Raw genomic sequence first — 25,252 nt, 5'->3', positions numbered from 1 at the left:
TCCTTCTCCCCGGTTCTTCTCCCCGTCCCTTCCCGGTCCTTTCCCGATCCGCGATCGCCGCTCGATCCTCGATGTGCCGCTGGGAGGGGCGCGGTCCGGTCAGGAGGCGACGCGGGCGCTGCTGCGGCAGGAGGTCGCGCTGGTCCTGCTGGATACGGCGATGCCGGGAATGGACGACTTCGCCGGCCGCTTGGCGGCGGTGGAGAGCCACCTGACGGCCGACGGTACGGCCGACACCGCCCGGCCGACCCGCGAGGTCGCCGCGCCGGCCGAAGCGCTGGACGAGCTGCGCGGAGGCTGACAGCTCCTCAGCGCTCCCGGGCGCCCTCGTACATCTCCTCGATCAGGTCGCCGAACTCCTTCTCCACCACCGGACGCTTCATCTTGAGGCTGGGCGTCAGCTCGCCGTGCTCGATGTCCAGGTCACGGGGGAGGACGCGGAACTTCTTGATCGTCTGCCAGCGCTGGAGCCCCGCGTTGAGCTGCTCGATGTAGCCGTCCACCAGGCTGCGCACCTGTTCGGAGGTGACCACCTCGGCGTAGGGCTTGCCCTTGAGGACCTCGTGGTCGGCGGCCCAGGCGGTGATCGCCGGCTCGTCGAGCGTGATGAGCGCGGTGCAGTAGTTGCGGCCCGCGCCGTGCACCAGGATGTTGGAGACGTACGGACAGATCGCCTTGAACTGGCCCTCGACCTCGGCGGGCGCGATGTACTTGCCGCCGGAGGTCTTGATCAGGTCCTTCTTGCGGTCGGTGATCCGCAGATAGCCGTCGTCCGTCAGTTCTCCGATGTCGCCGGTGTGGAACCAGCCGTCCTCCTCCAGCACCTCGGCGGTCTTCTCCGGCAGCCCGTGGTAGCCCTGCATGATGCCGGGACCGCGCAGCAGGATCTCGCCGTCCTCCGCGATCCGCACCTCGGTGCCGGGCATCGGCTTGCCGACCGTACCGGTGCGGAAGTTGTCGGTGCGGTTGCAGAAGCTGGCGGCCGAGGACTCGGTGAGCCCATAGCCCTCCAGTACCGGGATGCCGGCGCCGGCGAAGAAGTAGCCCAGGTCGGGCGCCAGCGCGGCGGAGCCGGAGACGCAGCCGACCATCCGGCCGCCGAACGCGTCCCGCAGCTTGCTGTAGACGAGCCGGTCGGCGATGGCGTGCTTGACCTTGAGACCGGTCGGTGCGTCGGCGACCCCGGTACGGCGCTGGTTGTCCTGAGTCGTCCGCGCGTACTCACGGGCCACCTCAGCAGCCCACTGGAAGATCCTGTACTTGGCAGCGCCCCCGGCCCGCGCCTTCTGCGCGACACCGTTGTAGACCTTCTCGAAGATCCGCGGCACCGCGCACATCTTCGTCGGCTGGACGACCGGCAGATTCTCGATGATCTTGTCGACTCTGCCGTCCACTGCGATGACGTGCCCCGAGTCGATCTGCACGGAGATCAGCATCTTGCCGAACACATGCGCAAGCGGCAGCCACAGGTACTGCACGTCGTCGCGGTGCAGCAGGCCCGTCTGCGGCACCGCGCGGGCCATGTACGACCAGGCGTCCTGGGGCAGCCGGACGCCCTTCGGCTTTCCGGTCGTACCGGAGGTGTAGATCAGCGTCGCCAGCTGATCGGAGCGCAGGCTCTCCACCGTCTTGGTGATCGCGTCCGGGTGCTTCTCCCGGTAGGCGGCGCCGCGCCGCTCCAGCTCCGCGAAGCTCAGCACCCAGTCGCCCTCGGCGTCCTCGGCTCCGGGGTCACCGTCGATGAGCACCACATGCGCCAGGTGCGGCAGCTCGTCCCGGTGCGCGCGCACCTTGGCGAGCTGGTCGGCGTCCTCGGCGATCAGCACCCGGCTGTCGGAGTCGGCGAGGATGTAGGCCGTCTCGGCGGCGTTGGTGCTGGGGTAGACGGTGGTCGTGGCGGCGCCGGCGCACAGGATGCCCAGGTCGGAGAGGATCCACTCGATCCGAGTACCAGAGGCGATGGCGACGCGTTCCTCGGGGCGCACGCCCAGGTCCATGAGCCCGGCCGCGATCGAGAACACCCGCTCGGACGCCTCGCGCCAGCTGTAGGAGCGCCACTCGTCGGGCCCCTCGCTCTCGCCCGCGGGCCGGATCACCGGGTAGCGGTATGCCTCCGCGTCGGGGGTGGCCTCGACCCGCTCCAGGAAGAGCGTGGCCACGGAAGGCGGCCGGTTCTCGATCAGGGACTGTGTGTCGCTCACGACATCCTCCGGGACCCGCGTCCTGCTTGTCGTCCTTGGTGCTTGGCGTCCTGCTGCGTCCTGCCGCGTGTCGGCTCGCGCTTATTGACTCACGCTTATTGACTCACGAGTAACTACTGAGCAGTGATCAGAGTAAAGGCAGCGGCCCCCTTACGTAAGGGGTCTGCCCTTACGTAAGGGGGCCGGGTCCCGAACGGGCGCGGGGAACCGCACCCGAAGGGGCGCGGGGAACTGCTCCCCCAGCCTTCGGCCGGGAGGTGCCCCCAGCAGCCACAACACACCGGCGGACTGCGACGCGCCACAAGGGGCAGCCGGGAACCAGCCCCCTGCCGGCGGAGCAGTGCGCAGCCGGCGCGGGGCCAGCAGCCCGCGCAGGCCGGGGGCTACTTCTTCGCCTTGGCGGCCTTTCCGTCACCCGCGGCGTCGTCGCTGGACAGCGCCGCGATGAACGCCTCCTGCGGCACCTCCACCCGGCCGACGACCTTCATCCGCTTCTTGCCTTCCTTCTGCTTCTCCAGCAGCTTCCGCTTCCGCGAGATGTCACCGCCGTAGCACTTGGCGAGCACGTCCTTGCGGATGGCGCGGATCGTCTCGCGGGCGATGACCCGTGCGCCGATGGCGGCCTGGATCGGCACCTCGAACTGCTGCCGGGGGATGAGCTCCCGCAGCTTGTTGGCCATCCGGGTGCCGTAGGCGTACGCCTTCTCCTTGTGGACGATCGCGGAGAACGCGTCCACCTTGTCGCCCTGGAGGAGGATGTCCACCTTGACCAGGTCGGCCGTCTGCTCACCCGTGGGCTCGTAGTCCAGCGAGGCGTAGCCGCGGGTCTTGGACTTCAGCGCGTCGAAGAAGTCGAAGACGATCTCCGCGAGCGGCAGCGTGTAGCGCAGCTCGACCCGCTCCTCGGACAGGTAGTCCATGCCCTGGAGGTTGCCGCGCCGCGACTGGCACAGCTCCATGATCGCGCCGATGAACTCGCTGGGAGCGATGAGCGTGGCCCGCACCACCGGCTCGTGCACCGTGGCGAGCTTCCCGGTGGGGAACTCGCTCGGGTTGGTCACCACGTGCTCGGTGCCGTCCTCCATCTCCACGCGGTAGATGACGTTGGGCGCCGTGGCGATCAGATCGAGGCCGAACTCGCGCTCCAGCCGCTCGCGGATCACCTCCAGGTGCAGCAGCCCCAGGAAGCCCACCCGGAAGCCGAAGCCCAGCGCCGCCGAGGTCTCCGGCTCGTAGGTGAGCGCGGCGTCGTTGAGCAGCAGCTTGTCCAGCGCGTCCCGCAGCTCGGGGTAGTCGGAACCGTCCAGCGGATACAGCCCCGAGAACACCATCGGCTTGGGGTCCTTGTAGCCGGGCAGCGGCTCCTGGGCGCCCTTGGCCAGGAGGGTGACCGTGTCACCGACCTTGGACTGGCGGACGTCCTTCACACCGGTGATCAGATAGCCGACCTCGCCCACGCCGAGCCCGTCGGCGGGCGTCATCTCCGGCGAGTTCGCGCCGATCTCCAGCAGCTCGTGGGTGGCTCCGGTGGACATCATGCGGATGCGCTCGCGCTTGCTGAGCATGCCGTCGACGACCTTGATGTAGGTGACGACGCCGCGGTACGCGTCGTAGACCGAGTCGAAGATCATCGCACGGGCCGGTGCGTCCGCGTTCCCGACGGGCGGGGTGACCTGGCGGACGACCTGGTCCAGCAGCTCCTCGACGCCCTCGCCGGTCTTGGCGGAGACGCGCAGCACGTCCTCGGGCTCACAGCCGATGAGGTGGGCCAGCTCGGCAGCGAACTTCTCGGGCTGCGCCGCCGGCAGGTCGATCTTGTTCAGCACGGGGATGATCGTGAGGTCGTGCTCCATCGCCAGATAGAGGTTGGCGAGGGTCTGCGCCTCGATCCCCTGCGCGGCGTCGACCAGCAGGATGCACCCCTCACAGGCCGCCAGCGAACGCGAGACCTCATAGGTGAAGTCCACGTGGCCCGGGGTGTCGATCATGTTCAGGACGTATGGGGTGTCCGGATTGTCGGTGGGCGCCCAGGGCATCCGCACGGCCTGGGACTTGATCGTGATGCCCCGCTCGCGCTCGATGTCCATACGGTCGAGGTACTGCGCACGCATCTGCCTCTTGTCCACGACGCCGGTCAGCTGAAGCATCCGGTCGGCAAGCGTGGACTTGCCGTGGTCGATGTGCGCGATGATGCAGAAGTTACGGATCAGCGCCGGGTCGGTACGGCTCGGCTCCGGCGCGTTCGTTGGGGTCGCGGGCACGCAGTGTCCTGTCGGTTCTGGCCTGTCGGTTTCGGGCTGTCGGGTCTTGCGGCGAGGTCTCGCACGTCCCGGTACGGTCGCACGGAGGCGCCCTCGGGGCGCTCCCGGACGCGTTCGGGAGCCGGTACGGGCCCCGTCGAGCCGGTGGTCGAGACGGTGTGTCGTATCCCATGGTCCCATGCGCGCGGGGTACCGCCCGGATTGGGAGGGCCGGTACCCCGACTGGTAGCCTGACCGACTGTGCCTGATGGCACTGGACGGTGCCTTCCGGCACCGAGTGTGAATCTCCGAACCGCAAAGGCTCATTCGTGGCGAACATCAAGTCCCAGATCAAGCGGATCAAGACCAACGAGAAGGCACGGCAGCGCAACAAGGCCGTCAAGTCCGAGCTGAAGACCGCGATCCGTCGCACCCGCGAGGCCGTGGCCGCCGGCGACACCGACAAGGCGCTCGCAGCCCAGCGGCACGCCGCCCGGAAGCTCGACAAGGCCGCCAGCAAGGGCGTGCTGCACAAGAACAACGCTGCCAACAAGAAGGCGGCGCTGGCCAAGCACGTGGCCTCTCTCAAGGGCTGACCTCAGCTTCTCGGAGCTTCTTCGCGGAGCTTCTCGCAGCTCGTCGGTCTCCGACCGCTCGGACGTTGTGAGGCGGGCCCTCTCTCATCCGCCGTACGCCCGGGCAACCGCTTGAGACAGCGCGCCGCACGCGGCCTGCGTTCGCCACGCGGGTGCGGCGCACCACACAGTACGAAGCGAGGCCCCGTCCCGAGCCCCTCCCCAGGGCCCCGGGACGGGGCCTTCGCCATGTGGGAGCGCGTGGCCCAGGGCCCGCGGGCGGGCGCCGACCGGCTCAGCGGGAGCGGGCGGCACCGGCGATGGTCACGACGGCCTTCTCCAGCGCGTACTCCGGATCCATTCCGCCGCCCTTGACGGCCGCGTCCGCCTCGGCGACAGCGCGCAGCGCCGCAGCCACACCGTCCGGCGTCCAGCCGCGCATCTGCTGCCGTACCCGGTCGATCTTCCAGGGGGGCATGCCCAGCTCACGGGCCAGATCGCCCGGCCGCGCACCGCGCGGTGCCCCGGCCAGCTTGCCGATGGCCCGCACCCCCTGCGCCAGCGCGCTGGTGATCAGCACCGGCGCCACCCCCGTGGCGACCGCCCAGCGCAGCGTCTCCAGCGCCTCGGCCGCCTTCCCCTCGACCGCGCGGTCGGCGACGGTGAAGCTGGATGCCTCGGCCCGGCCCGTGTAGTAGCGCCCGACCACGGCCTCGTCGATGGTGCCCTCGACATCGGCGGTCAGCTGCGTACAGGCCGAGGCCAGCTCGCGCAGATCGCTGCCGATGGCGTCCACCAGCGCCTGGCACGCTTCGGGTGTCGCGGCCCGCCCCAGCGTCCGGAACTCCCCGCGGACGAACGCCAGCCGGTCGGCGGGCTTGGTCATCTTCGGGCAGTCCACCTGGCGCGCGCCCGCCTTCTTGGCCGCGTCCAGCAGCCCCTTGCCCTTGGCGCCGCCCGCGTGCACCAGGACCAGGGTGATCTCCTCCACCGGGGCCGTCAGATACGCCTTCACATCCTTGACGGTGTCCGCCGGCAGATCCTGCGCCCCGCGCACGACGACGACCTTGCGCTCGGCGAAGAGCGAGGGGCTGGTCAGCTCGGCCAGCGTGCCGGGCTGGAGGTCGCCAGGCGCCAGATCCCGCACGTCCGTGTCGGCGTCCGCAGCCCGCGCGGCGTCGATCACCGCACGCACGGCGCGGTCGATGAGCAGCTCCTCCTGCCCCACCGCCACGGTGACGGAAGCGAGCGGATCGTCCGAGGTCTTCTTACGCGTACCAGCCATCGCGACCAGCATCCCACGCCGCACCGACACCACGGCCCGTGGAGCTGCCCTCCGCGGCTCCCCCGCGGAGCCACTCTCCGGGGCGCCGTTGAGAGAATGCCCCGGTGAACGACGTACGGCATGTACTGGTGCTGCCCGACAGGGACGCGGCCGAAGAGGTCGCCGCCGAGCTCGAAGTGCGCCTCGGGCTCGCCGAGGAACCCGAGCTGGTCCGCGAAGCGCTCGCCGGGGAGGACGACGCCGAGGACGCCCAGTGGCTGGTGGTCCTGGAAGACCCGCAGGCCGCCTACGACCCCGCCCTGCTGGACTCCCTCGCCGCCGCCCACGAGGGCTGGCTGGAGCGCGGCTGACCGTCCCGACGGCGAGGGGGCTGCCCCGCTGGGTCACCACGGCGGGGGTGCCGTCCGGGCGCCTCATCAGGGCCAGGGCGCCGTGCCGATCGGTCCTCGCCACGAGGGCCCCGGAGGCCGTCAGCTCGTTCAGCGTTTCCGGCGCCGGGTGTCCGTACGGGTTCTCCCGGCCGGCCGAGACCAGGGCCACCCGTGGCCGCAACCGCCGCAACAGCTCCGGGTCCTGGAAGCGCGAGCCATGGTGCGCAACCTTGAGCACGTCGACCCGCGGCAGGTCGGGCCGCAGGGCCAGCAGCGCCTGCTGCGCCGCAGGTTCGAGGTCCCCCGGAAGGAACAGCCGCAGGCCCGAGGTACGGACGAGCAGCGTGACGCTCGCGTCGTTGGCACCTTCCCCGCTCCGCTCCTCTCCTCCCCCGCTGCCGTGTGCGCCGGCCCCCGTGCCGCCCGCGGCCGGGGACGGCGGCCACACCACCTCCCAGCGCAGATCCCCGGCCCGGCGCCGCTCCCCCGCCCGCGCACCGAGCACCGGGACCCCCGCCCGGCGCGCCGTGCCGCGTACGAACTCCGCCTGGCCCGGCGGCCGCGCCAGACCCGTGGTCTGGATCGCTCCCACCCTCCGTCCGCGCAGCAGCCCCGGAAGTCCGGCCACATGGTCGGCGTGGAAGTGGGTCAGCACGACCAGCAAAACCGTGCGCACCCCCAGCTGACGCAGGCATCTGTCGACGGCTTCGGGATCGGGACCCGCGTCCACCACGACCGCCCCGCCCGAGCCGCCCCGCTCCCCGTCAACGGCCAGCACCAGCGCGTCGCCCTGCCCGACATCACAGGCCACCATCCGCCACCCCGTGGGCGGCCACCCGGTGAACGGCCGCACCAGCGGCGTCGGCCGCAGCACCACCAGCAGCAGCACCAACGCGCAGGCGGCACACAGCCACCGTCGATACGGCGACGTCAGCCGGGCCCCCACCACCAGCACCACGACCAGCGTGACCGCCAGCGCCAGCGCACCCGTCCAGGTGGCGGGCCAGCCGATCTCCCCGCCCGGCAGCCCGGCACCCGCCCGCGCGATGCCCGCGATGGCCTCCACCGGCCAACCGGCCAGCCACGCGAGCCCCTTCGCCACCGGCATCGCCACCGGTGCGGTCGCCAGCGCGGCGAAACCCAGGACCGTGGCCGGTGCCACCGCGAACTCCGCGAGGAGGTTGCACGGCACCGCAACCAGGCTCACATGTGCCGCCAGCACCACGACCACCGGCGCGCATGCCGCCTGCGCGGCGGCCGCTGCCGCCAGCGCCTCGGCCGGCCGGCCCGGACAGCCGCGCCGCCGCAGCGCCGCCGACCACCGGGGCGCCACCGTCAGCAGGGACGCCGTGGCCAGCACGGAGAGCAGGAACCCGAAGTCCCGTGCCAGCCAGGGGTCGTAGAAGACCAGCAGCAGCACCGCTGCCGCCAGCGCGGGCAGCAGCGAACGCCGCCGCCCGGTACCGATCGCCCACACCGTGATCAGGCCGCACACCGCCGCCCGCAGCACGCTCGGTTCCGGCCTGCACACCACCACGAAGCCCAGCGTCAGCAGCGCGGCCACCACCGCGGTAGCGCGCAGGGGAAGTCCGAGCCGGGGCGCGAGACCCCGCCGCTCCGCACGGTGCGCCAGCCCGGGCGGTCCGATCAGAACGAACAACAGGATGGAGAGGTTTGCCCCGCTTACGGCGAGCAAATGACTCATGTCCGTCGTGCGGAACGCGTCGACCAGCTCCTGGCTCAGTCGCGAGGTGTCCCCCACCACCAGGCCGGGCAGCAGCCCTCGCGCGTCCGCACCGAGCCCCGCGCTCGCCTCCCGAAGCCCGGCCCGCAGCTCGCCCGCAGCCCGCTGGACAGCCGTCGGCCCGGCGACGATCTCCGGGGGCCCGGGGCCCGTCCGCAGCACCGCCGCGATGTCCTGGCCCCCTCTCCGGCCGGAGGCGGGCGGCACGAGCTCGGCCCGTACCCGCAGGCGGGTGGAGGGAAGCAGCCGCAGCCATCCGGACCGCGCCGCCTTCGCCGCGGCCTCCTTTCCACCGCCCCCGTCACCGTCCTGCTCCACCCGGACGAGCAGCAGCACCGGGGTACGCAGCCGGGTCCTGGCACCGTCCTCGTCCACCAGCGCGACCGCCCGGGCCGGGGCCACCACCATCCCGGCCAACTGCCGCGCGCCCCGCGTGCTGGGCCGGGTCAGCCGTGGGTCCTTGGTGAGAGTGACCTCGACGGTGGCCCGCGCGTGGCTGTCGGCCAGCCCCGGCAACGGCCCTCTGTGCAGATCGGCGGCGTACAGCGCCGCGCTGCCGCCCGCCGCCGCGGCACACAGCCAGGTGACCGCGGCACCCACCAGCAGCCTCCGGCCGGGACGCCGCCGACGAGGCGCTGGCCGGCCTGGGCGCGCGGGGCGGGAGAGGTGGGAGGGGAGCGTCGCGGCCGGAGCTGGGGCATGCGCGGTTGCCGGATGGCTCCCGTCGGCCCGGGCGCTCTTCATCGACCAGGCCAGCAGAGTCAGCCCCACCAGAGCGCAGAGAGCCACACCGATCGCGGCTTGCTCCGCCGATGCGCCCAGCGCCAAGGCTGCCGCCGCCCAGGCCGCCAGAGCGGGCAGCACCAGCCGCAGATCGGAGGGTTCTTCCCGCGACGACAAGCCGTCCGTCGCCGGGCCCGGGGACAGGCCCGGACCGGGCACCGGCGCCTCCTCCGCGCTCCGTGCGTCCGGCGGCCCGCCGGGGCGCGGTCCGGCACGTGCTCCGGCCGCCGGCCCGCCGCCGCTCATGGCGTCACCTGCGGCTTGATGTCCGCGAAGCGCTTCTCCCCGATGCCGTTGACATCCTGGAGCTGGTCGATCGAGCGGAAGCCGCCGTGCTCTGTGCGGTAGTCGATGATGTGCTGCGCCAGCACGGGACCGACGCCCGGCAAGGTCTCCAACTGCTCCTTGGTGGCCGAGTTGAGGCTGATCGGCGCTCCCGAGGCACCTGCTCCGCCGGCCGGTCCCGGTGCGGGGCCCGGCCCGGTGCCGGCGGCGGCCTGGGAGCCGCCGGGCGCGCCCACCACGATCTGCTCGCCGTCCACCAGCAGTCGGGCCCGGTTCAAGCCCTTGGTATCTGCTCCCTTGCGCACCCCGCCTGCGGCCTCCAGCGCGTCGGCCACCCGTGACCCGGCGGGCAGCCGCCGCACCCCTGGATTGCGCACCTTCCCCGAGACGTCGACCACCAGCCGCTTGCCGCTCGCGGCGCCGGTCGCGCCCGGGGCGGCCCCGCCTGCGGCGAGGGCAGGGGAGGCCCCGCCCTCCGTAGGAGGTGCCGAAGCGCCGCCCTCCGGGGCGCTCGGTGCGCTGGGGACCGCGACCTCCTGGGGCCGTCCCGTCCAGAAGTGGTGCACCGCGAAGCCGACTGCGACCAACAGCACCAGGCAGAGCGCCACCAGTGTCTTGGGCTCCATCCCGCACCGAACCCGCAGCCACACCGGCAGCCGCTCCTCCAGGGCGAGCCCCCAGCGCTCCCGCAACGACAGCCGGCCAGACACCCTGTCCCGTTGCTCGGGCTCCTCTCGCTCCTCCCGCTGCTCGGTGAAGAAGCCGCCACCCACCCGCCCCGGCTCCGAACCGTCCCCGGGCCCCGGCTCAGCGAGCGCTTCGGGCCACACCGGCTCGGGCAGGGGCTCGGTGCGAGGGCCGGGTCCCCGTACCGATGGCGGGCGTGCGGGCGGAGCCGCAACCGCAGTCGGAGCCAGTGACAGAGCCGGAGACGAAGACGGAGTCGGCACCGGAGTCTGCGGGCCGCCGGAACCCGGCACAGCACGGCGCTGGTGGCCGTTGCGCTCCCTGCCGTCCCGCACAGCCGCACGGGCCGCCGCGATGGCCTCGGCGCGCGGCATCACAGGGAGGGGAGCCGAAGCGGGGTCGGGATCGGGGTCGGGAGCGGAATCCGGCCGTTCCGCCTCCGGCAGCGCTTCCGGCACCGTGCTCGCAGGGGGCTCGGGGCCCGAGGGCTCGCTGGGAGGGGGTTCCGTCAGCAGCGAGCGGGCGCGGAGCGCCGCGCGGGGCTCCTGAGCCGGTGGGCGCACCCGTCGTGGCCGGCCGTGTGCACGCCGTCGCCCCGGCCCAGGGCCCGGGGCCGCGCGAGGACCCCGGGGCGGCCGACGGCGCGGAGGCCGCCTGATCCCGGCACCGCCGCCGCTCCCCTCGCCGCTCCCGGCCCCCGCCCCGATTCCAGCTCCCGCACCCGTTCCGGCCACGCTCCCGCCGAGGGCGCCCTCGGCTCCCCCACCCGCCGCGTACTCCGGCACCGCCTGCCCGCCCCGGACACCGGCTGACTTCGCTGCTTCGGCTGCTTCTTCTGCCTCTGCTGCTGCTTCTACTGCTCGTTCGCTCATGCCCACCGACGGTAGGCAGCCGGACCTCAGCGCAGTGATCTTGCTCGATTCCGGTGGACAACCCGCGAGTTGTGGAAAACTCGCTCACTCATCTGAGGGAGAGCACGGCCCCCAGCAGCCCAGGACCTGTGTGCGCGCCGATGACCGCGCCCACCTCGCTCACATGCAGCTCCCGCAGCCCCGGGACCCGCGTGCGGAACCGCTCCGCGAGCTGCTCGGCGCGCTCGGCGGCAGCCAGGTGGTGCACCGCGATGTCCACCCGGGCGTCCCCGGCCCGCTCGACCACGATCTCCTCCAGCCTCGCGATGGCCTTGGAGGCGGTCCTGACCTTCTCCAGCATCCCGATCCGGCCGTCCGCCACCTCCAGCAGCGGTTTGACGGCGAGCGCGGAGCCCAGCAGCGCCTGGGCGGCGCCGATGCGGCCGCCCCGGCGCAGATAGTCGAGGGTGTCGACGTAGAAGACCGCCGAGGTGCCTTCGGCGCGCTTCTGCGCCGCCGCTACCGCCTCGTCCAGCGACGCTCCTGCCTCGGCCGCCTCGGCGGCCGCCAGGGCGCAGAATCCCAGGGCCATGGCGACAACTCCGGTGTCCACCACGCGCACCGGCACCGGCGCCTGCCCGGCGGCCAGCAGGGCGGCGTCGTAGGTGCCGGAGAACTCGGCCGACAGGTGCAGCGAGACAACTCCCGCCGCGCCCGCCTCGGCCGCCGCGCGGTAGGTGCGCGCGAAGGTCTCCGGACTGGGCCGGGAGGTGGTGACAGGGCGCCGCTCGCGCAAGGCGCTCGCCAGCGAACGGGCGGAGATCTCGGTGCCCTCCTCCAGCGCCTCCTCGCCGAGTACGACGGTCAGCGGCACGGCCTCGATCCCGTGCCGCCGCAGCGCCTCGGGCGGCAGATAGGCGGTGGAATCCGTGACGATCGCAAGGAGGCCGTGCATGGGACGGAGCGTATCGGGCGGCGGACCGGGGCTGTTCAGGAGGCGCTCCGCGGGCGGCGCTTCTCGAACGCCGTCACCGGACCCTTCCGCTCGGCGGTGGGATCGGTCAGATCGGCCAGGGACGCCTGGAGACCGTCCTGCTCGGACGGCCCCAGCTCGGGCTTCCTGGGCTCCTCACCCTGCCCGTCGGCGGGAACGGCGTCCGGCCGGGAGGCGTCGGTGGCCGAGGCGCCGGACGACTGGGCGCCGGACGGCAAGCCGTCGGCCGACGGGGAGCCGGACGACGTCCTGTCGTCCGCGGGGTCGGGGCCCGGGGTCCAGTGCCGGAGGGCACCGGACTCGATGTCGATCCGCTCACGGAGGGACTTCAGCCCCTCCAGGTCGAACTGCCGTGCCCGGTCCTGGGCCGCGAAGCGCAGCGAGTCCGCCGACTCCTTGATGTGCCGCATCCGCTCCCGCGCCTCGGGCAGCCGGTCGGCGATCCGGGAGTGGTTCGGCTCTCGCTCCATCAGCAGCCGCAGTTCGCCGTCCAGGTGGCGGGCGTGTTCGTGCAGCTTGTCGAGGAGATCGACGGCTTCGGCGAGGCTCGGGTCGTTCCGCGCGCCGGCTTCCAGCGCGGCACGGGTGCCGTCGATCGAGGAGCGCAACTCCAGGCGGATACGGGCGGCTTCGCCGACCGGGCCGGGCTGCGCCGAGCGGGCCTTGAGCAGCGTCTCCTCCGCCGTGCGCCGCACCTGCGCTCCGGTGCGCTCCACGCCGCGTTTGACGGCCCGGACGACCCGCAGCGTGACAATCGTGCCGAAGATGAGGACGGCCAGCACGAACATCAGGCCGATGACGACTCCCACGTCCACAGATCGCTCCTTCGTCGTCCGTCCGTCACCCGTCTCCGTTCAGCGTAAACGGGCGGGGGCGCCGCCGGGTTCCAGTCGACCCGGAGCCGCCCCCGTAACGTCCCGTAGGGGTCGGTTTCCGCACGGATCTCCGCACACGCACGGAGCTCCACACGGAAGTCCGCACGGAAATCCGCATCGATCTCCGCACGGAGGTCCTGCCGGCCCCTGCCGCGGCAGGGGCCGGCAGGCACTACGCGGGAACGATGTTGACCAGCTTGGGAGCCCGCACGATCACCTTGCGCACCTCGGCTCCGCCCAGCGCCTTGGCGATCGCCGGCTCGGCCAGCGCCAGGGCCTCCAGCTCGGACTCGGAGGCGGAGGGCGACACCTCCAGCCGGGCCTTGACCTTGCCCTTGACCTGCACGACGCAGGTGACGGTCTCGTCCACCAGGTGGGCCGGGTCGGCGACGGGGAAGTCCTCGTAGACGACCGACTCCTCGTGACCCAGCTTGCGCCACAGCTCCTCGGCGATGTGCGGAGCCAGCGGGGCGACCAGCAGCACCATGGTCTCGACCACGGTGCGTGGCACCTCGGTCAGCTTGGTGACGTGGTTGTTCAGTTCGGTGATCTTGGCGATCGCGGTGTTGAACCGCAGCCCGGCCATGTCCTGGGTGACGCCGTCGATCGCCTTGTGCACAGCGCGCAGCGTGGACTCGTCCGGCTCGCTGTCGACGACCTTCAGCTCGCCCGTCTTCTCGTCCACGGCGTTGCGCCACAGCCGCTGCAGCAGCCGGAACTGGCCGACGACAGCGCGGGTGTCCCAGGGCCGGGAGACGTCCAGCGGGCCCATGGCCATCTCGTACAGCCGCAGCGTGTCGGCGCCGTACTCGGTGCAGATCTCATCCGGTGTGACGGCGTTCTTCAGGGATTTGCCCATCTTGCCCAGCAGCCGGGTTACCTTCTCGCCCTGGTAGTAGTACGCGCCGTCGCGCTCCTCCACCTCGGCAGCGGGGACGGCGATACCGCGTGCGTCCCGGTAGACATACGCCTGGATCATGCCCTGGTTGTACAGCTTGTGGAACGGCTCCGCCGAGGAGATGTGGCCCAGGTCGTGCAGCACCTTCGACCAGAAACGCGCGTACAGCAGGTGCAGCACGGCGTGTTCGGCACCGCCCACGTACAGGTCGACGCCGCCCGTGGGCTGCCCCTCCCGCGGGCCCATCCAGTAGCGCTCGACCTCGGGGTCGACCAGCTTCTCGTCGTTGTCCGGGTCCAGGTAGCGCAGTTCGTACCAGCACGAGCCCGCCCAGTTGGGCATGGTGTTGGTCTCCCGGCGGAAGCGCCGCGGGCCCTTGCCGTCGCCCAGGTCCAGGGTGACGTTGGTCCACTCCTCGTTGCGGGACAGCGGGGTCTCCGGCGAGGTGTCGGCGTCGTCCGGGTCGAAGGTGCGCGGCGAGTAGTCCTCGACCTCGGGCAGCTCCAGCGGCAGCATCGACTCCGGCAGCGCGTGGGCGATGCCTTCCTCGTCGTAGACGATCGGGAAGGGCTCGCCCCAGTAGCGCTGCCTGCTGAACAGCCAGTCGCGCAGCCGGAAATTGACGGTACCCTCGCCGATGCCCTCGCGCTCCAGCCACTCGGTGATGCGCGCCTTGGCCTCGGCGACGGTCAGGCCGTCCAGGGAGATCTCGTCGTTGGCGGAGTTGATGATCTTCGCGTCGTACGAGCCGAAAGCGGTCTCCCACGTCGAGGGGTCGGTGCCCCGGCCGTCGGTCGGCTCGACGATGCAGCGGATCGGCAGTTCGAAGGCGCGCGCGAACTCGAAGTCGCGCTGGTCGCCCGCCGGGACGGCCATGATCGCGCCGGTGCCGTAGCCCATCAGGACGTAGTCGGCGATGAAGACGGGAATCCGCTCGCCGTTGACCGGGTTGGTCGCGTACGCGCCGGTGAAGACGCCGGTCTTGTCCTTGGCGTCGGCCTGCCGCTCGACGTCCGACTTCGAGGCAGCCTCCGCGCGGTACGCGGCAACCGCCTCGGTCGGCGTCGCATAGCCGCCGGTCCACACCTGGCGGGTGCCCTCCGGCCAGGCGGCCGGGGTGAACTGCTCGACCAGCGGGTGCTCGGGAGCCAGCACCATGTACGTCGTGCCGAACAGGGTGTCCTGGCGGGTGGTGAAGACCGGGATGCGCTCGCCGTCGATCGGGAAGTCGACGCGGGCGCCCTCGCTGCGGCCGATCCAGTTGCGCTGCTGCAGCTTGATCGCCTCGGGCCAGTCCAGCTCCTCCAGGTCCTCCAGCAGGCGGTCGGCGTAGGCGGTGATCCGCATGTTCCACTGCCGCAGCTTGGCCTTGAAGACGGGGAAGTTACCGCGCTCGGAGCGGCCGTCGGCCGTGACCTCCTCGTTGGCCAGTACGGTGCCCAGCCCGGGGCTCCAGTTGACCGGTGCGTCGGAGGCGTAGGCCAGTCGGTACTCGCCCAGCAGGTCGGCGCGCTCCCGCTCGCTCAGCTCGCTCCACGGCCCCCAGCCCTCAGGGGTCTCACGGGTGCCGGAGGCGAACTGCTCGACCAGCTCCTCGATGGGGCGCGCCTTGCGGGCCTCGGTGTCGTACCAGGAGTTGAAGATCTGCAGGAAGATCCACTGGGTCCAGCGGTAGTACGAGGGGTCGATCGTCGCGAACGACCTGCGCTGGTCGTGTCCCAGCCCCAGGCGGCGCAGCTGCGCCTTCATCTGCACCATGTTCGCTTCGGTCGAGGCGCGCGGGTGTGTGCCCGTCTGTACGGCGTACTGCTCGGCGGGCAGGCCGAAGGCGTCGAAGCCCAGCGTGTGCAGCACGTTGTGCCCGGTCATCCGCGCGTAGCGGGCGTAGACGTCCGTCGCGATGTAGCCCAGGGGGTGCCCGACGTGCAGTCCCGCACCCGAGGGGTACGGGAACATGTCCATGATGAACTTCTTGGGCTTGGCGGCCTGCTCCGGATCGCCGCCCAGCGAGCCTTCGCCGGGGTTGGGCGCCTCGTAGGTGCCGTGCTTCTCCCAGAAGTCCTGCCAGCGTGCCTCGATGTCGGCGGCCAGTGCCGCCGTGTAGCGATAAGGGGCCGCGGTCTCGGCGGCGGTGGTCGTCTCGCTCATCGTCCTCAAAGCTCCATCGGTCGTCTCTGCCCAGCGCTCCTGAAACGAAAAAACCCCTCGCACAGGAGGGGGAGCCGCGCCGATTCCGGTCCGCGGGAGAGGGACCGGCGTGATTCAGCGCGGCTCGCTAAGCAGAAGGCGTACGGCACGCATAGCGCACAGGGTACCGCACCCACCCCCACCCCCTCACGGGGGAGCAACGACCTGAGAAAGAGAGCAACCCCGGAAGCAGAGCAACCCCACCCCTCACGAGGGGGAGCACCCACCCAAGGGGGTGTGGGTGGCGAAGCCCCCACCCCGCGCGGCGAAGCCGCGCAAAAAACAAAGGAAGCGAGGCAGCCTGCGCTCTCCGCAGGCACACCTCGCCTCTCGCTTCCGTGGAGCTAAGGAGAATCGAACTCCTGACCTCTTGCATGCCATGCAAGCGCTCTACCAACTGAGCTATAGCCCCAGATTCCTGGTCCGCCGGGGGCTTCCCCGCGGCGGCTTCGCCAGCTTACACGGGGTGCACCGCGTTGTGGCAAATCGCTTTCCCGGGCGCCCGCCCCGGCAGGCGGCCACTGACCGCCACCGCTTATCCGGCGCGGGTCGGTACTGTCGGCCCGTGAGCACGTCGCACCAGGTCGCAGAGACCAGACGGCCGCCGACGCTTCTGGGGCAGGTCGGATTCGCCAGACATCTGCTGCGACGGCCGGTCACCCTCGCGATAGCCGCGTCCGTGGTGTCCTTCGCCGCCTTCTGGGCCGCACAGCGCACGGCGAACGTCTCGATGATCGATCTCATGGTCTACCGGGCAGAGGGCTGGGCGGTGCGCAGCGGTGACGACCTGTACTCGATGCGTGCCACCTACGCCGGCCTGCCCGCCACCTACCCGCCGTTCGCCGCGCTGCTGTTCCTCCCGCTGACGCTGCTGGACGTGGCCGGCATGCGCGGGGCGGCGACGTTCGTGAACCTGGGCCTGCTGGTCGTGCTCGCCCACCTGTCGCTGCGGCTGCTGGGGCGCCCGGCGCGCGTCCCGCGCTGGGCGGCGGCGCTGGCGATCGCCTCGGCCATGGTGTGGTGCGAGCCGGTGTGGACGACACTGCGCTACGGCCAGATCAATCTGCTGCTCGCGGTGCTGGTGCTGTGGGACCTGACGCGCCGCCCCGGGCACCGCTGGGCAGGGGTGGGCATCGGCGTCGCGGCGGGGATCAAGCTGACGCCCGCCATGTTCGCCGTCTTCCTCGCGCTGTACGGGCTGGCCCGTGCCTGGCGGCGGCTGCCGCACACCGGGCGGCCGGTGAGCCTGTGGAACCCGTGGCTGCGGCAGGCGGCGGTCGCCACGGTGACCTTCCTGTGCACGGCGCTGTTGTCGGCCGTGGTGCTCCCGCACGACTCTTTGCGCTTCTGGGGTGGCGCCGTCTTCCAGTCCGGCCGGGTCGGGCGGACGGAGATCACCGACAACCAGTCCCTGAGCGGCGTCGCGGCCCGGCTGCTGCACACCGGTGAGCCCGGCGGGCTGTGGATGGCGCTCGCCTTCCCGGTGGCCGTTCTGGGCCTGGCCACGGCTGTGGCGGCAGCCCTCGCGGAACGGCGCGGGCTGCCGCACGCGAGAGCCTGGTCCGTCGTCGCCTGCGCGGTCACCGCGCTGCTGATCAGCCCGATCTCCTGGTCGCACCACTGGGTGTGGTGCCTGCCGCTGATGCTGCTGCTCGGCACGGAGGCGCAGCGCCGCGGTAGCCGCCGCTGGCTGGCCGGGGCGCTGCTGGCCGGGCTGGTGTTCTGCTCGTACGCGCTGTGGTGGGTGCCCCGGGACGCGGGGTCCGCGCACCCTCCCGAACTACGCCAGAGCGGTGCCGAGATGGTGCTTTCGGCCTGCTATCCACTGGTGGGCGCCGCCTTCTTGGCCGTCACGGCGGTGGTGGCGCTGCGCACACTGCGCGGCAGGGCGTCAGGGACGAGTGTGAAGGAGGGGGAATCGGCGCCGGTGTGACCGGCCTTCAGGCTGTCGCAGGGGACGTTCAGGCTGTCGCGAAGGAGTAGAAACGCTTCAGCGTGCAGTGGGCCTCCAGCAGGCGGCCGTAGATCGGCTCACCGTCCAACTCACGGTAGGTCTCGATCGGGTCGCCTTTTATGATCAGCGCCCGAGCGCAGTCCTCACACCAGTACTGGTAGGCACTGTTGACCGGCTCCATGTCCCGGACGATCGGGGTGCCGCTGCCGCACCAGTCGCACTTCCTGCTGTGGGCGCCCATCGCTCAGTCAGCTCCAGATGTGGCCGCAAGCCGTGCACACGTAGGACACTCCTCCATTGTCGCCGAGCACTTGGGCGACGTTCGCCGAACCGCAGGACGGGCACTGCAGATTGCACGGAGCCTCCCTGGGGTGCTCCGCACGGGGCGGGGGCCACATGGGCGTGGGCGCCGGGCCGTCCCAGCCAAGGACCGTCGCCGACATCGCACTCGTCCCTCCCCTTCCCCCTAGGCTTCCCCCTTCCAGCCGTCACGATTCTGCCACGTTCCGGCCTCTGGACTAAGGGCCGGTCAGCGATCGTGCGGCAATCCCCTCGCCCGGCGCGCCAGCCCGTTGAACGGTCCCGCCGCGGCGCCGATGAGCGATCCGGTGACCAACGCCGCGCAGGTGACGGTGAGCGCGTGTGCCGAGGTGGCGGCCGAGGGCACCGTGCGCTCTGCGGTCTCCAGGAAGACGGCGCCGAACAGCGCCACCCCGCTCAGCAGTCCGAGCTGCGCCGTGGTCACCAGCAGACCGCTGGCGTCGGCCGCTTCGCTCTGTCGGACACTGGCCAGGGCGCGGGAGAGAACCGGGTTGTACGCGAGGGACATCCCGATGCCGCTGGCGGCCTGACAGACGTACAGCCAGGCGCCGCCGTCGCCACCGTCCGACAGCAGAGCCCCCAGCCAGCCGAAGGAGGCCGCGGCGATCAGGAACCCGGCCGAGGACAGGCGGGGATGCCAGGACTGCGGCAGCCGCCGCCAGTTCGTGCCGACCACCGCGAACAGCACCGCCGTCGGCACCATCGAGAACCCGGCGAGCAGCGCGCTCTTTCGCAGGCCGGTCTGCAGATGCAGCATCACCACCAGGACGAACCCGGAGTTGACGGCCATCATGCAGAAGATGCGGACAACGGCGAGCGTTACGCCCGGCGCCCGCAGCACCAGCGGGGAGATCAGCGGCCTGCCGCCGCGCCGGGCCAGCAGCACCTGGTAGCGCCCGAAGACCGGTACGAGCACGGCGCACAGCGCCAGAGCCGCCCAGGCCCACAGCGGCCAGCCCCGCTCCCGGCCGAGCACCACCGGAACGGTGAACAGCAGCAGCACCGCACCGAGCAGCGCCAGACCGGGCAGATCCAGTGCCCGGCGCTCGTCGGCACCGCCCCTGGCCTCCCCTCGCGCGCCCATCAGCCAGGGACCCAGCGCGAGCAGTACGACGCCCACCGGAACGTTGATCAGGAAGACCGGGCGCCAGCCCCAGCCGAACAGGTCGGCGCTGACCAGCACCCCGCCCAGCAGCTGGCCCGCCGCCGCGCCGACGCCGAGCACGGCGGCGTACGCGCCCAGCGCGCGCCCCCGGGCCTGTCCGGTGAAGGTGCGCTGGATGAGGCTGAGCACCTGCGGCAGCATGGCCGCGCCGCCCGTGCCCTGCGCCAGCCGGAAGGCGATGAGCTGGCCGGTTCCGGTGGCCAGGCCGCAGGCGAGCGAGGCGGCGATGAACAGCGCAAGACCGGCCAGGAAGACCCTGCTGTGGCCCAGCAGCGCGCCCAGCCGGGCCCCGGTGATCAGCAGCACGGCATAGGCGATGGTGTAGCCGGCGATCACCAGTTGCAGCCCCGCCCCTGAGGCGTGCAGGTCGGCGCGCAGATCCGGGGCAGCGACGTTGACGATGAAGGTGTCCAGCAGCGCCATGAACTGGCCGGTGAGCACGATGGCGAGCAGCCAGCCGGGGCGGGGGCCGCGGCGGGCAGCACCCCGGCCGCTGTCAGTGGCGTGCTCTTTACTGAGAATCCGACCGGCGAAGGGACGGCGTCCGGCGGCGGTGACGGCTGCGGCGGCAGCCGCGGCAGGACTCGGGACCGGAGACGGAGAAGCCGAGGACGAAGGAGACGGAGAAGCCGAAGACGGGGACGAAGGAGCAGAGGTCATGCGCAGAGCCTGGCCCGGCCGGACCGGACATCCCGAGAGCCCGGCGATCCTGGTACTGACAGCACCTGGCAGCCGGTGTGCGGCGGCCGGACGATGGAGGATGTGACAGTCATCGCCGAGACAGCAGCGGAGCCGCGGGCGGCGCGCAGCGCCGCCGGAACGCCGCGTACCGGCGGGCGGCGCCGCAGGTCCGAACTGGCCACGTTCCTGCGCAGCCGCCGCGCCCGGGTCTCGCCCGCCGACGTCGGGATGCCTCCCGGGCCGCGCCGCCGTACCCCGGGGCTGCGCCGCGAGGAGGTGGCCCAGCTCTCCGGGGTGGGGGTTACCTGGTACACCTGGCTGGAGCAGGGGCGCCCGATCAACGCGAGCGCGCAGGTCCTGGACGCCGTGGCACGTACGCTGCGGCTCGACCAGGCCGAGCGCGAGCATCTGTACCACCTGGCAGAGGTGCCCCACCCGCCGTCCCCTGAGCGGATCGCCGAGGCCGTCGATCCGGAGGTGCACCGCATCCTGGACGCGATGGACCCGATGCCGGCCGTGGTCTACAACGGCCGGTACGACGTGCTGGCCGCCAACTCCGGCTACCGCCGGCTCTTCCCCGTCCTGGATCTGGTGGACCAGCCCGAACGCAATGTGCTCTGGCAGCAGTTCGTGGCGATGCCGCCGTGCTGCTGCGCGCTGCTCAACCGGGAGGCGGAGCTGTCGCTGATGGTGGCGACGCTGCGCGGCACCTACGGCAGACATGTCGGCGAGCGGCCCTGGGAGGAGTTCATCAGCCGCATGTGCGAGGCGAGCGCCGAGTTCGCCGGGCTGTGGCGCAGCGGGGATGTCGCCCCTCCTGGTGCGCGGATCAAGCTGGTGCAGCACGCCTCGGTGGGCCGGCTTCGGCTCAGCTCGACCTCGCTGCAGATCAGCGGCGCCCCCGAGACGCGGATCGTGGCCTATGTGCCGCACGACGACGAGACCGAGAAGCTGCTCGCGCGGCTGCGGAAGGTGGAGGACCCGTTGATCGGCTGCCGGGAGCACGCCCAGCCGCTCTCCCTCGTACAGGAGCGGCTGCTGCGCGCGAGTCGGCGCAAGGCGCGGGAGCTGGGTGGGGAGCCCGTGGCGGAGTGAGCGGACAAAAAATCCCGCCCTCCGCGTGGGAGGGCGGGATTCGAGAGGTCCGCGTGGAGCTAAGGAGAATCGAACTCCTGACCTCTTGCATGCCATGCAAGCGCTCTACCAACTGAGCTATAGCCCCGAGGACCGGCGCCGGAGCGCCGCGAACGAGATGCAGCTTAGCGCGTGGCCAGGCCGAATGAGAAATCCGCCCGCCCGCGGCCGGCCGCAGCGGCGTTCGGCGATCTCCGTCCGCCTGCCGCCGGCCGGTCTCAGTCGTCGTCGCCGAGCACCGGCTCGGGCAGGCTGCCCGCGTTGTGCTCCAGCAGCCGCCAGCCGCGCACCGTCTCGCCCAGGACCGACCAACTGCAGTTGGACAGCCCGCCCAGGGCCTCCCAGGTGTGCGACGGCAGTCCGATGAGCCGTCCGATGGTGGTGCGGATGGTGCCGCCGTGGCTGACAACGACGAGGGTGCCGTCGTCCGGCAACTTCTCCGCGCCGCGCTCCACCACAGGGGCTGCCCGCTCCGCGACCTCGGTCTCCAACTCGCCGCCGCCCCTGCGCACCGGCTCGCCCCGCTTCCACGCGGCGTACTGATCGCCGTACCGGGCGACGATCTCCTCGTGGGTGAGCCCCTGCCAGTCGCCCGCGTACGTCTCGCGCAGGCCCTCGTCGTGGGTGACGTCGAGGCCGGTGAGGGCCGCCAGCTCGGCTGCCGTGGCGGCGGTGCGCTGGAGGTCAGAGGCGAGGATGGCGTCCGGGCGCAGGGCCGCCAGCAGCCGCGCGGCCCGCCGCGCCTGGTCGAGTCCGGCCTCGGTGAGCGGGATGTCCGTCGAGCCCTGGAAGCGGCGTTCGAGGTTCCACGCGGTCTGGCCGTGCCGCCAGAGAACGATCTTGCGGTTCCTCACCGCCCCCGTGCCGTTCAGCGCAGCTCTCCGTCCAGCTCGTCCGCCGTCCCCGGCACCTGCTCCTCACCAGCGGCCACGGCGCTCGCGTGCTCGGCGGCCCTGCCGTGGGTCGCCTTGGCGTCCTCGGGCAGCTCCAGCTGGGGGCAGTCCTTCCACAGCCGCTCCAGAGCGTAGAAGACCCGCTCCTCGCTGTGCTGGACGTGGACGACGATGTCGACGTAGTCGAGGAGGACCCAGCGGCCGTCCCGCTCGCCCTCGCGGCGGGCGGGCTTGGCGCCCAGCTCCTTGTTCAGGCGCTCCTCGATCTCGTCGACGATGCCCTTGACCTGCCGGTCATTGGGCGCCGAGGCGAGCAGGAAGGCGTCGGTGATGGCGAGCACGTCGCTGACGTCGTAGGCGACGATGTCGTGCGCGAGCTTGTCGGCCGCCGCCTGGGCGGCGGTGTTGATCAGCTCGAGGGAACGGTCCGTGGCGGTCACAGGCAAGGCTTTCGGGTCGGAAACATCTCGTCTTCCAGGGTCTCACGGCCGCGCACGGCATTTTCAGCCCTCGTAGTCGGCACCCAGCACCACCGTGACGTCCGCGTTGGCGGCGCCCTTGGCCTTGCGCACAGCGCTGCCGGGCAGCTCCAGCGTCTTGGCGATCTCCTCGGCCCTGGCCTTCTGCCCGGCCTCGGCGTAGGTCACCAGCGATCTGGTGCGGGCGGCTCCTGTGCCGCCCTTGACGACGGTGTAGCCGCCGTTGACCAGCGCGACGGAGGCGGCGTTGTACAGGCCCCGCTTGCCTGTGGCGTTCTTCAGGCTCACCCGGGGCGCCGCGTCGGGGTCGGAGTTCTTGACGCTGCCGCCGAGGATCTTCTTCACGATCTGTTCGCTGACCTGCGGGCTGAGCGTGCCGTCGGCGCGCACGGGCAGCGTCCGGGTGCGGTAGTCGCCCTGTTCGGCGTGGGTCGCCAGTTTCGCCAGCGAGGCGCCCAGCTGCGACTCGGACAGCGAGGGATCGGGGACCTGCCCGAGGGACTCGACGGTCTTGGTGGCGGCCCCCGCGTCGGTGGAGAGCTTCTTGAGGACCGCCTGCATGACCTGCCCGAACCGGGCCAGCTGCTTGGTCTGCGGCTCGCCAGGGGCGCGGTAGGTGGAGTAGGCGACAGCGGCACGTCCGTCCAGATCCCGCGCGCTGCCCTGCTCGACCTGCGGCCCTTCGCCGCGCTTGGCGCCCGGCACGGTGGTGTCGGCGTCCACGGAGATACCGCCGACCAGTTCCACCAGGTTCTCCAGGAACGGGGCGTCCAGCCGCCAGGTTCCCTTGATGCCGGAGCCGAGCAGGGTGTTCAGGGAGTCGCGGGTGGGCCCCGCGCCCTGGTCCTCGACGGACCTGCCCAGTGTGGTCGTCTTCCCGTCCTCCGTGGAGACGGCCAGCGAGTTCGGCAGCAGCACGGTGGAGCCCTGGCCCGCGCCCTCGTTGTCCACGAGCAGCGCAGTCGAGCTGGCCTCGCCCCGCTTGCGCAGGTGCACCACGATCACGTCCCGCTGCTCACCGGCCGCCGCGCCGCCCTTGCCGCCGTCGTCACCGGTACCGGGCAGCATCCCCGCGTACCAGAGGTAGCCCACGCCGCCCGCCAGCAGCAGGGCGAGGACGACCACGAGCGCGACGACGCGGTTGCGGCCCTTGCGCCTGGCCTCCTCGCGGCGCTCGGTGCGGCTCTCGGTGAACTTGAGCCAGTCGATGACGTCCTCGGTCTCGTCGGTGCTCTCCTCGACGAACGAGAACTGCTCGGTGCGGTAGTCGTCCTCCGCGCCGGGGGACGGCTTCGCGGGACCGGGTGCGGCCGGTCCGGACGGCGCCCCGGCCGCCGGGTCCCCGTACGGCTGCTCGCCGTACGGCTGCTGCGCCGCGGGCCCGGTCTGCTGCGCGCCAGGTGCGTACTGCTGCGCTGCCGTCTCGTACTGCTGTCGGCCGTACTGGTCCTGCTGCGGGTCGTACTGCTCCTGCTGCGGCGGCCCGCCCTGCGCGGGCATTCCTGGCGCCCAGTCGGTCTGCTGCTGCGCTGCCTGCTGCTGCGCGTAAGGGTCGTACGCGCCGGGGTGGGCGCCCTGCTGTTCCTGGTAGCCCGCGTAGGGGTCGTACCCGGGCTGCTGCTGGGCAGAGGGCCGGGCATAGGGGTCGTAGGACGGGTACGCGTCCTGGCCGGCGTACGTGCCCTCCTGCGGGGCCTCCGGCCGGCGGTATACGGGCCGACCGTACTCGTCGTAGCCGATGATCTCCGGCTGCGGGCCGTACGGGTCGTATCCGTAGCCGTCGCTCACGCTCGCGAATCCCCCTCCGTGCCGTCCCGGTACAGCGCGCGCTTGTTGATGTACCGCACGACGCCGTCGGGGACCAGGTACCAGACCGGATCGCCGCGTTCCACCCGGGCGCGGCAGTCCGTGGAGGAGATGGCCAGCGCGGGGACCTCCACCAGGGAGACGCCGCCCTGCGGCAGCCCCGGGTCGGCCAGCGCGTGGCCCGGACGGGTGACACCGATGAAGTGAGCCAGTGAGAACAGTTCTTCGGTGTTGCGCCAGCTGAGGATCTGCGAGAGCGCGTCGGCGCCGGTGATGAAGAACAGATCCGTGTCCGGATTGGCCTCGGCGAGCTCGCGCAGGGTGTCGATGGTGTACGTCTTGCCGCCGCGGTCGATGTCGATCCGGCTGACCGAGAACTGGGGGTTCGACGCCGTCGCGATGACCGTCATCAAATAGCGGTCCTCGGCGGGCGAGACATGTTTGTGGCTCTTCTGCCACGGCTGCCCGGCCGGTACGAACACCACCTCGTCGAGGTGGAAACGCGCCGCCACCTCGCTCGCGGCCACCAGGTGACCATGGTGGATGGGGTCGAAGGTCCCGCCCATCACGCCGAGCCGCCGCTTACCGGTCCCGGGCACTATGTCCTCTCCCATGCGGGACGACTTTACGCTCAGCGATCCCGGCCGGGGTCAGCGATCCCGGTTGAACCGGGTGGTGATCCACAGCAGCAGGAAGAGCGCGAGGAGCGCACCGCCACCGGTCAGGTACGGGCTCAGGCTCTCGTGCTGACCGCCTTCACCGTGCTCGCCCCCCGAGGCGAGGGTCAGCAGGGCGTCGTGTGCGGTGCTGGGCAGAGTCATCGTCGGCGGTACCTATCCCTGA

17 protein-coding genes, 2 tRNA genes and 3 pseudogenes are annotated in these 25,252 nt (G+C 71.7%); 5 read left to right on the top strand and 17 right to left on the bottom strand.

The features are described from left to right. Positions 1 to 67: 67 nt before the first annotated feature. A pseudogene (locus JW592_RS02580) lies at positions 68 to 181 on the top strand (response regulator); the annotation flags it as partial. Positions 182 to 308: 127 nt separating this feature from the next. On the opposite strand, the gene JW592_RS02575 reads toward JW592_RS02580, so the two are convergent. Continuing rightward, positions 309 to 2,201 (bottom strand): AMP-dependent synthetase/ligase, encoded by a 1,893-nt coding sequence (locus tag JW592_RS02575; RefSeq protein WP_209263193.1) that lies wholly within the window; start codon positions 2,199 to 2,201, stop codon positions 309 to 311. Between the two features lie 383 nt (positions 2,202 to 2,584). After that, a complete protein-coding gene (gene lepA, locus JW592_RS02570; protein ID WP_209263192.1) occupies positions 2,585 to 4,462 on the bottom strand; it encodes a translation elongation factor 4 in 1,878 nt (625 codons plus the stop codon). A gap of 308 nt (positions 4,463 to 4,770) precedes the next feature. Between lepA and rpsT the strand changes: the two genes are divergently transcribed. Next, positions 4,771 to 5,037 (top strand): 30S ribosomal protein S20, encoded by a 267-nt coding sequence (gene rpsT / locus JW592_RS02565; RefSeq protein WP_209263191.1) that lies wholly within the window; start codon positions 4,771 to 4,773, stop codon positions 5,035 to 5,037. A gap of 274 nt (positions 5,038 to 5,311) precedes the next feature. Here rpsT and holA read toward each other — a convergent pair. Further along, positions 5,312 to 6,235 (bottom strand): annotated as a pseudogene (gene holA / locus JW592_RS32440) (DNA polymerase III subunit delta); the annotation flags it as partial. A gap of 170 nt (positions 6,236 to 6,405) precedes the next feature. Between holA and JW592_RS32435 the strand changes: the two are divergent. After that, positions 6,406 to 6,651: a hypothetical protein gene (locus JW592_RS32435; RefSeq protein ID WP_307805281.1), complete on the top strand. Its 246-nt coding sequence runs from the start codon at positions 6,406 to 6,408 to the stop codon at positions 6,649 to 6,651. A gap of 46 nt (positions 6,652 to 6,697) precedes the next feature. Here the strand turns inward: JW592_RS32435 and JW592_RS32430 are convergent. The 6 genes and pseudogenes from JW592_RS32430 to JW592_RS02535 all read right to left on the bottom strand — a co-directional run. Continuing rightward, a pseudogene (locus JW592_RS32430) lies at positions 6,698 to 9,160 on the bottom strand (ComEC/Rec2 family competence protein); the annotation flags it as partial. Between the two features lie 281 nt (positions 9,161 to 9,441). Continuing rightward, complete coding sequence (locus JW592_RS02555) at positions 9,442 to 10,257, bottom strand: ComEA family DNA-binding protein (protein ID WP_307805264.1); 816 nt, start codon at positions 10,255 to 10,257, stop codon at positions 9,442 to 9,444. Positions 10,258 to 11,131: 874 nt separating this feature from the next. Further along, entirely contained in the window at positions 11,132 to 11,977 is an 846-nt protein-coding gene (locus JW592_RS02550) for a DegV family protein (protein WP_209263188.1), read from the bottom strand. A 35-nt stretch (positions 11,978 to 12,012) separates the two neighbouring features. Then, positions 12,013 to 12,831, bottom strand: coding sequence for a hypothetical protein (locus tag JW592_RS02545; RefSeq protein WP_209263187.1), 819 nt, complete (start codon positions 12,829 to 12,831; stop codon positions 12,013 to 12,015). 232 nt (positions 12,832 to 13,063) lie between these two features. Then, positions 13,064 to 15,937, bottom strand: a complete 2,874-nt coding sequence (gene leuS / locus JW592_RS02540; protein ID WP_209263186.1) for a leucine--tRNA ligase — start codon at positions 15,935 to 15,937, stop codon at positions 13,064 to 13,066. A 378-nt stretch (positions 15,938 to 16,315) separates the two neighbouring features. Continuing rightward, positions 16,316 to 16,388, bottom strand: a tRNA-Ala gene (locus tag JW592_RS02535). Between the two features lie 153 nt (positions 16,389 to 16,541). On the opposite strand from JW592_RS02535, the gene JW592_RS02530 reads away from it, so the two are divergent. Next, positions 16,542 to 17,909, top strand: coding sequence for a glycosyltransferase 87 family protein (locus JW592_RS02530; protein ID WP_307805263.1), 1,368 nt, complete (start codon positions 16,542 to 16,544; stop codon positions 17,907 to 17,909). A 28-nt stretch (positions 17,910 to 17,937) separates the two neighbouring features. Here the strand turns inward: JW592_RS02530 and JW592_RS02525 are convergent, their stop codons facing one another. Together JW592_RS02525 and JW592_RS02520 are read right to left on the bottom strand one after the other, a co-directional pair. After that, positions 17,938 to 18,171 (bottom strand): hypothetical protein, encoded by a 234-nt coding sequence (locus JW592_RS02525; protein ID WP_019358162.1) that lies wholly within the window; start codon positions 18,169 to 18,171, stop codon positions 17,938 to 17,940. A gap of 288 nt (positions 18,172 to 18,459) precedes the next feature. Further along, positions 18,460 to 19,857: an MFS transporter gene (locus tag JW592_RS02520; protein ID WP_307805262.1), complete on the bottom strand. Its 1,398-nt coding sequence runs from the start codon at positions 19,855 to 19,857 to the stop codon at positions 18,460 to 18,462. A 312-nt stretch (positions 19,858 to 20,169) separates the two neighbouring features. On the opposite strand from JW592_RS02520, the gene JW592_RS02515 reads away from it, so the two are divergent. After that, positions 20,170 to 21,192 carry a helix-turn-helix transcriptional regulator gene (locus JW592_RS02515; RefSeq protein WP_209263185.1) on the top strand — a complete coding sequence of 341 codons (1,023 nt, stop codon included), beginning with the start codon at positions 20,170 to 20,172 and terminating at the stop codon, positions 21,190 to 21,192. A gap of 54 nt (positions 21,193 to 21,246) precedes the next feature. Here the strand turns inward: JW592_RS02515 and JW592_RS02510 are convergent. From JW592_RS02510 to JW592_RS02485, 6 genes are all read right to left on the bottom strand, one after another. Further along, positions 21,247 to 21,319, bottom strand: a tRNA-Ala gene (locus tag JW592_RS02510). A 130-nt stretch (positions 21,320 to 21,449) separates the two neighbouring features. Beyond that, positions 21,450 to 22,085 (bottom strand): histidine phosphatase family protein, encoded by a 636-nt coding sequence (locus tag JW592_RS02505; RefSeq protein ID WP_307805261.1) that lies wholly within the window; start codon positions 22,083 to 22,085, stop codon positions 21,450 to 21,452. 14 nt (positions 22,086 to 22,099) lie between these two features. Then, positions 22,100 to 22,564 (bottom strand): ribosome silencing factor, encoded by a 465-nt coding sequence (gene rsfS / locus JW592_RS02500; RefSeq protein WP_209263184.1) that lies wholly within the window; start codon positions 22,562 to 22,564, stop codon positions 22,100 to 22,102. A gap of 63 nt (positions 22,565 to 22,627) precedes the next feature. After that, complete coding sequence (locus tag JW592_RS02495) at positions 22,628 to 24,391, bottom strand: LytR C-terminal domain-containing protein (protein WP_209263183.1); 1,764 nt, start codon at positions 24,389 to 24,391, stop codon at positions 22,628 to 22,630. Next, entirely contained in the window at positions 24,388 to 25,023 is a 636-nt protein-coding gene (nadD, locus tag JW592_RS02490) for a nicotinate-nucleotide adenylyltransferase (protein WP_209263182.1), read from the bottom strand. The genes JW592_RS02495 and nadD overlap by 4 nt, the downstream gene beginning before the upstream one ends. A 36-nt stretch (positions 25,024 to 25,059) precedes the next feature. Continuing rightward, the gene (locus JW592_RS02485) at positions 25,060 to 25,230 is read right to left on the bottom strand and encodes a hypothetical protein (RefSeq protein WP_209263181.1); all 171 of its coding nucleotides are present in this window, start codon (positions 25,228 to 25,230) and stop codon (positions 25,060 to 25,062) included. Positions 25,231 to 25,252: the final 22 nt, after the last annotated feature.

Origin of the sequence: Streptomyces spirodelae (assembly GCF_017676385.1) — a bacterium.
GTDB classification, from domain to species: domain Bacteria; phylum Actinomycetota; class Actinomycetes; order Streptomycetales; family Streptomycetaceae; genus Streptomyces; species Streptomyces spirodelae.
Note: the sequence above shows the minus strand (reverse complement) of the source record. Positions and strands in the feature narration are given on the sequence as shown.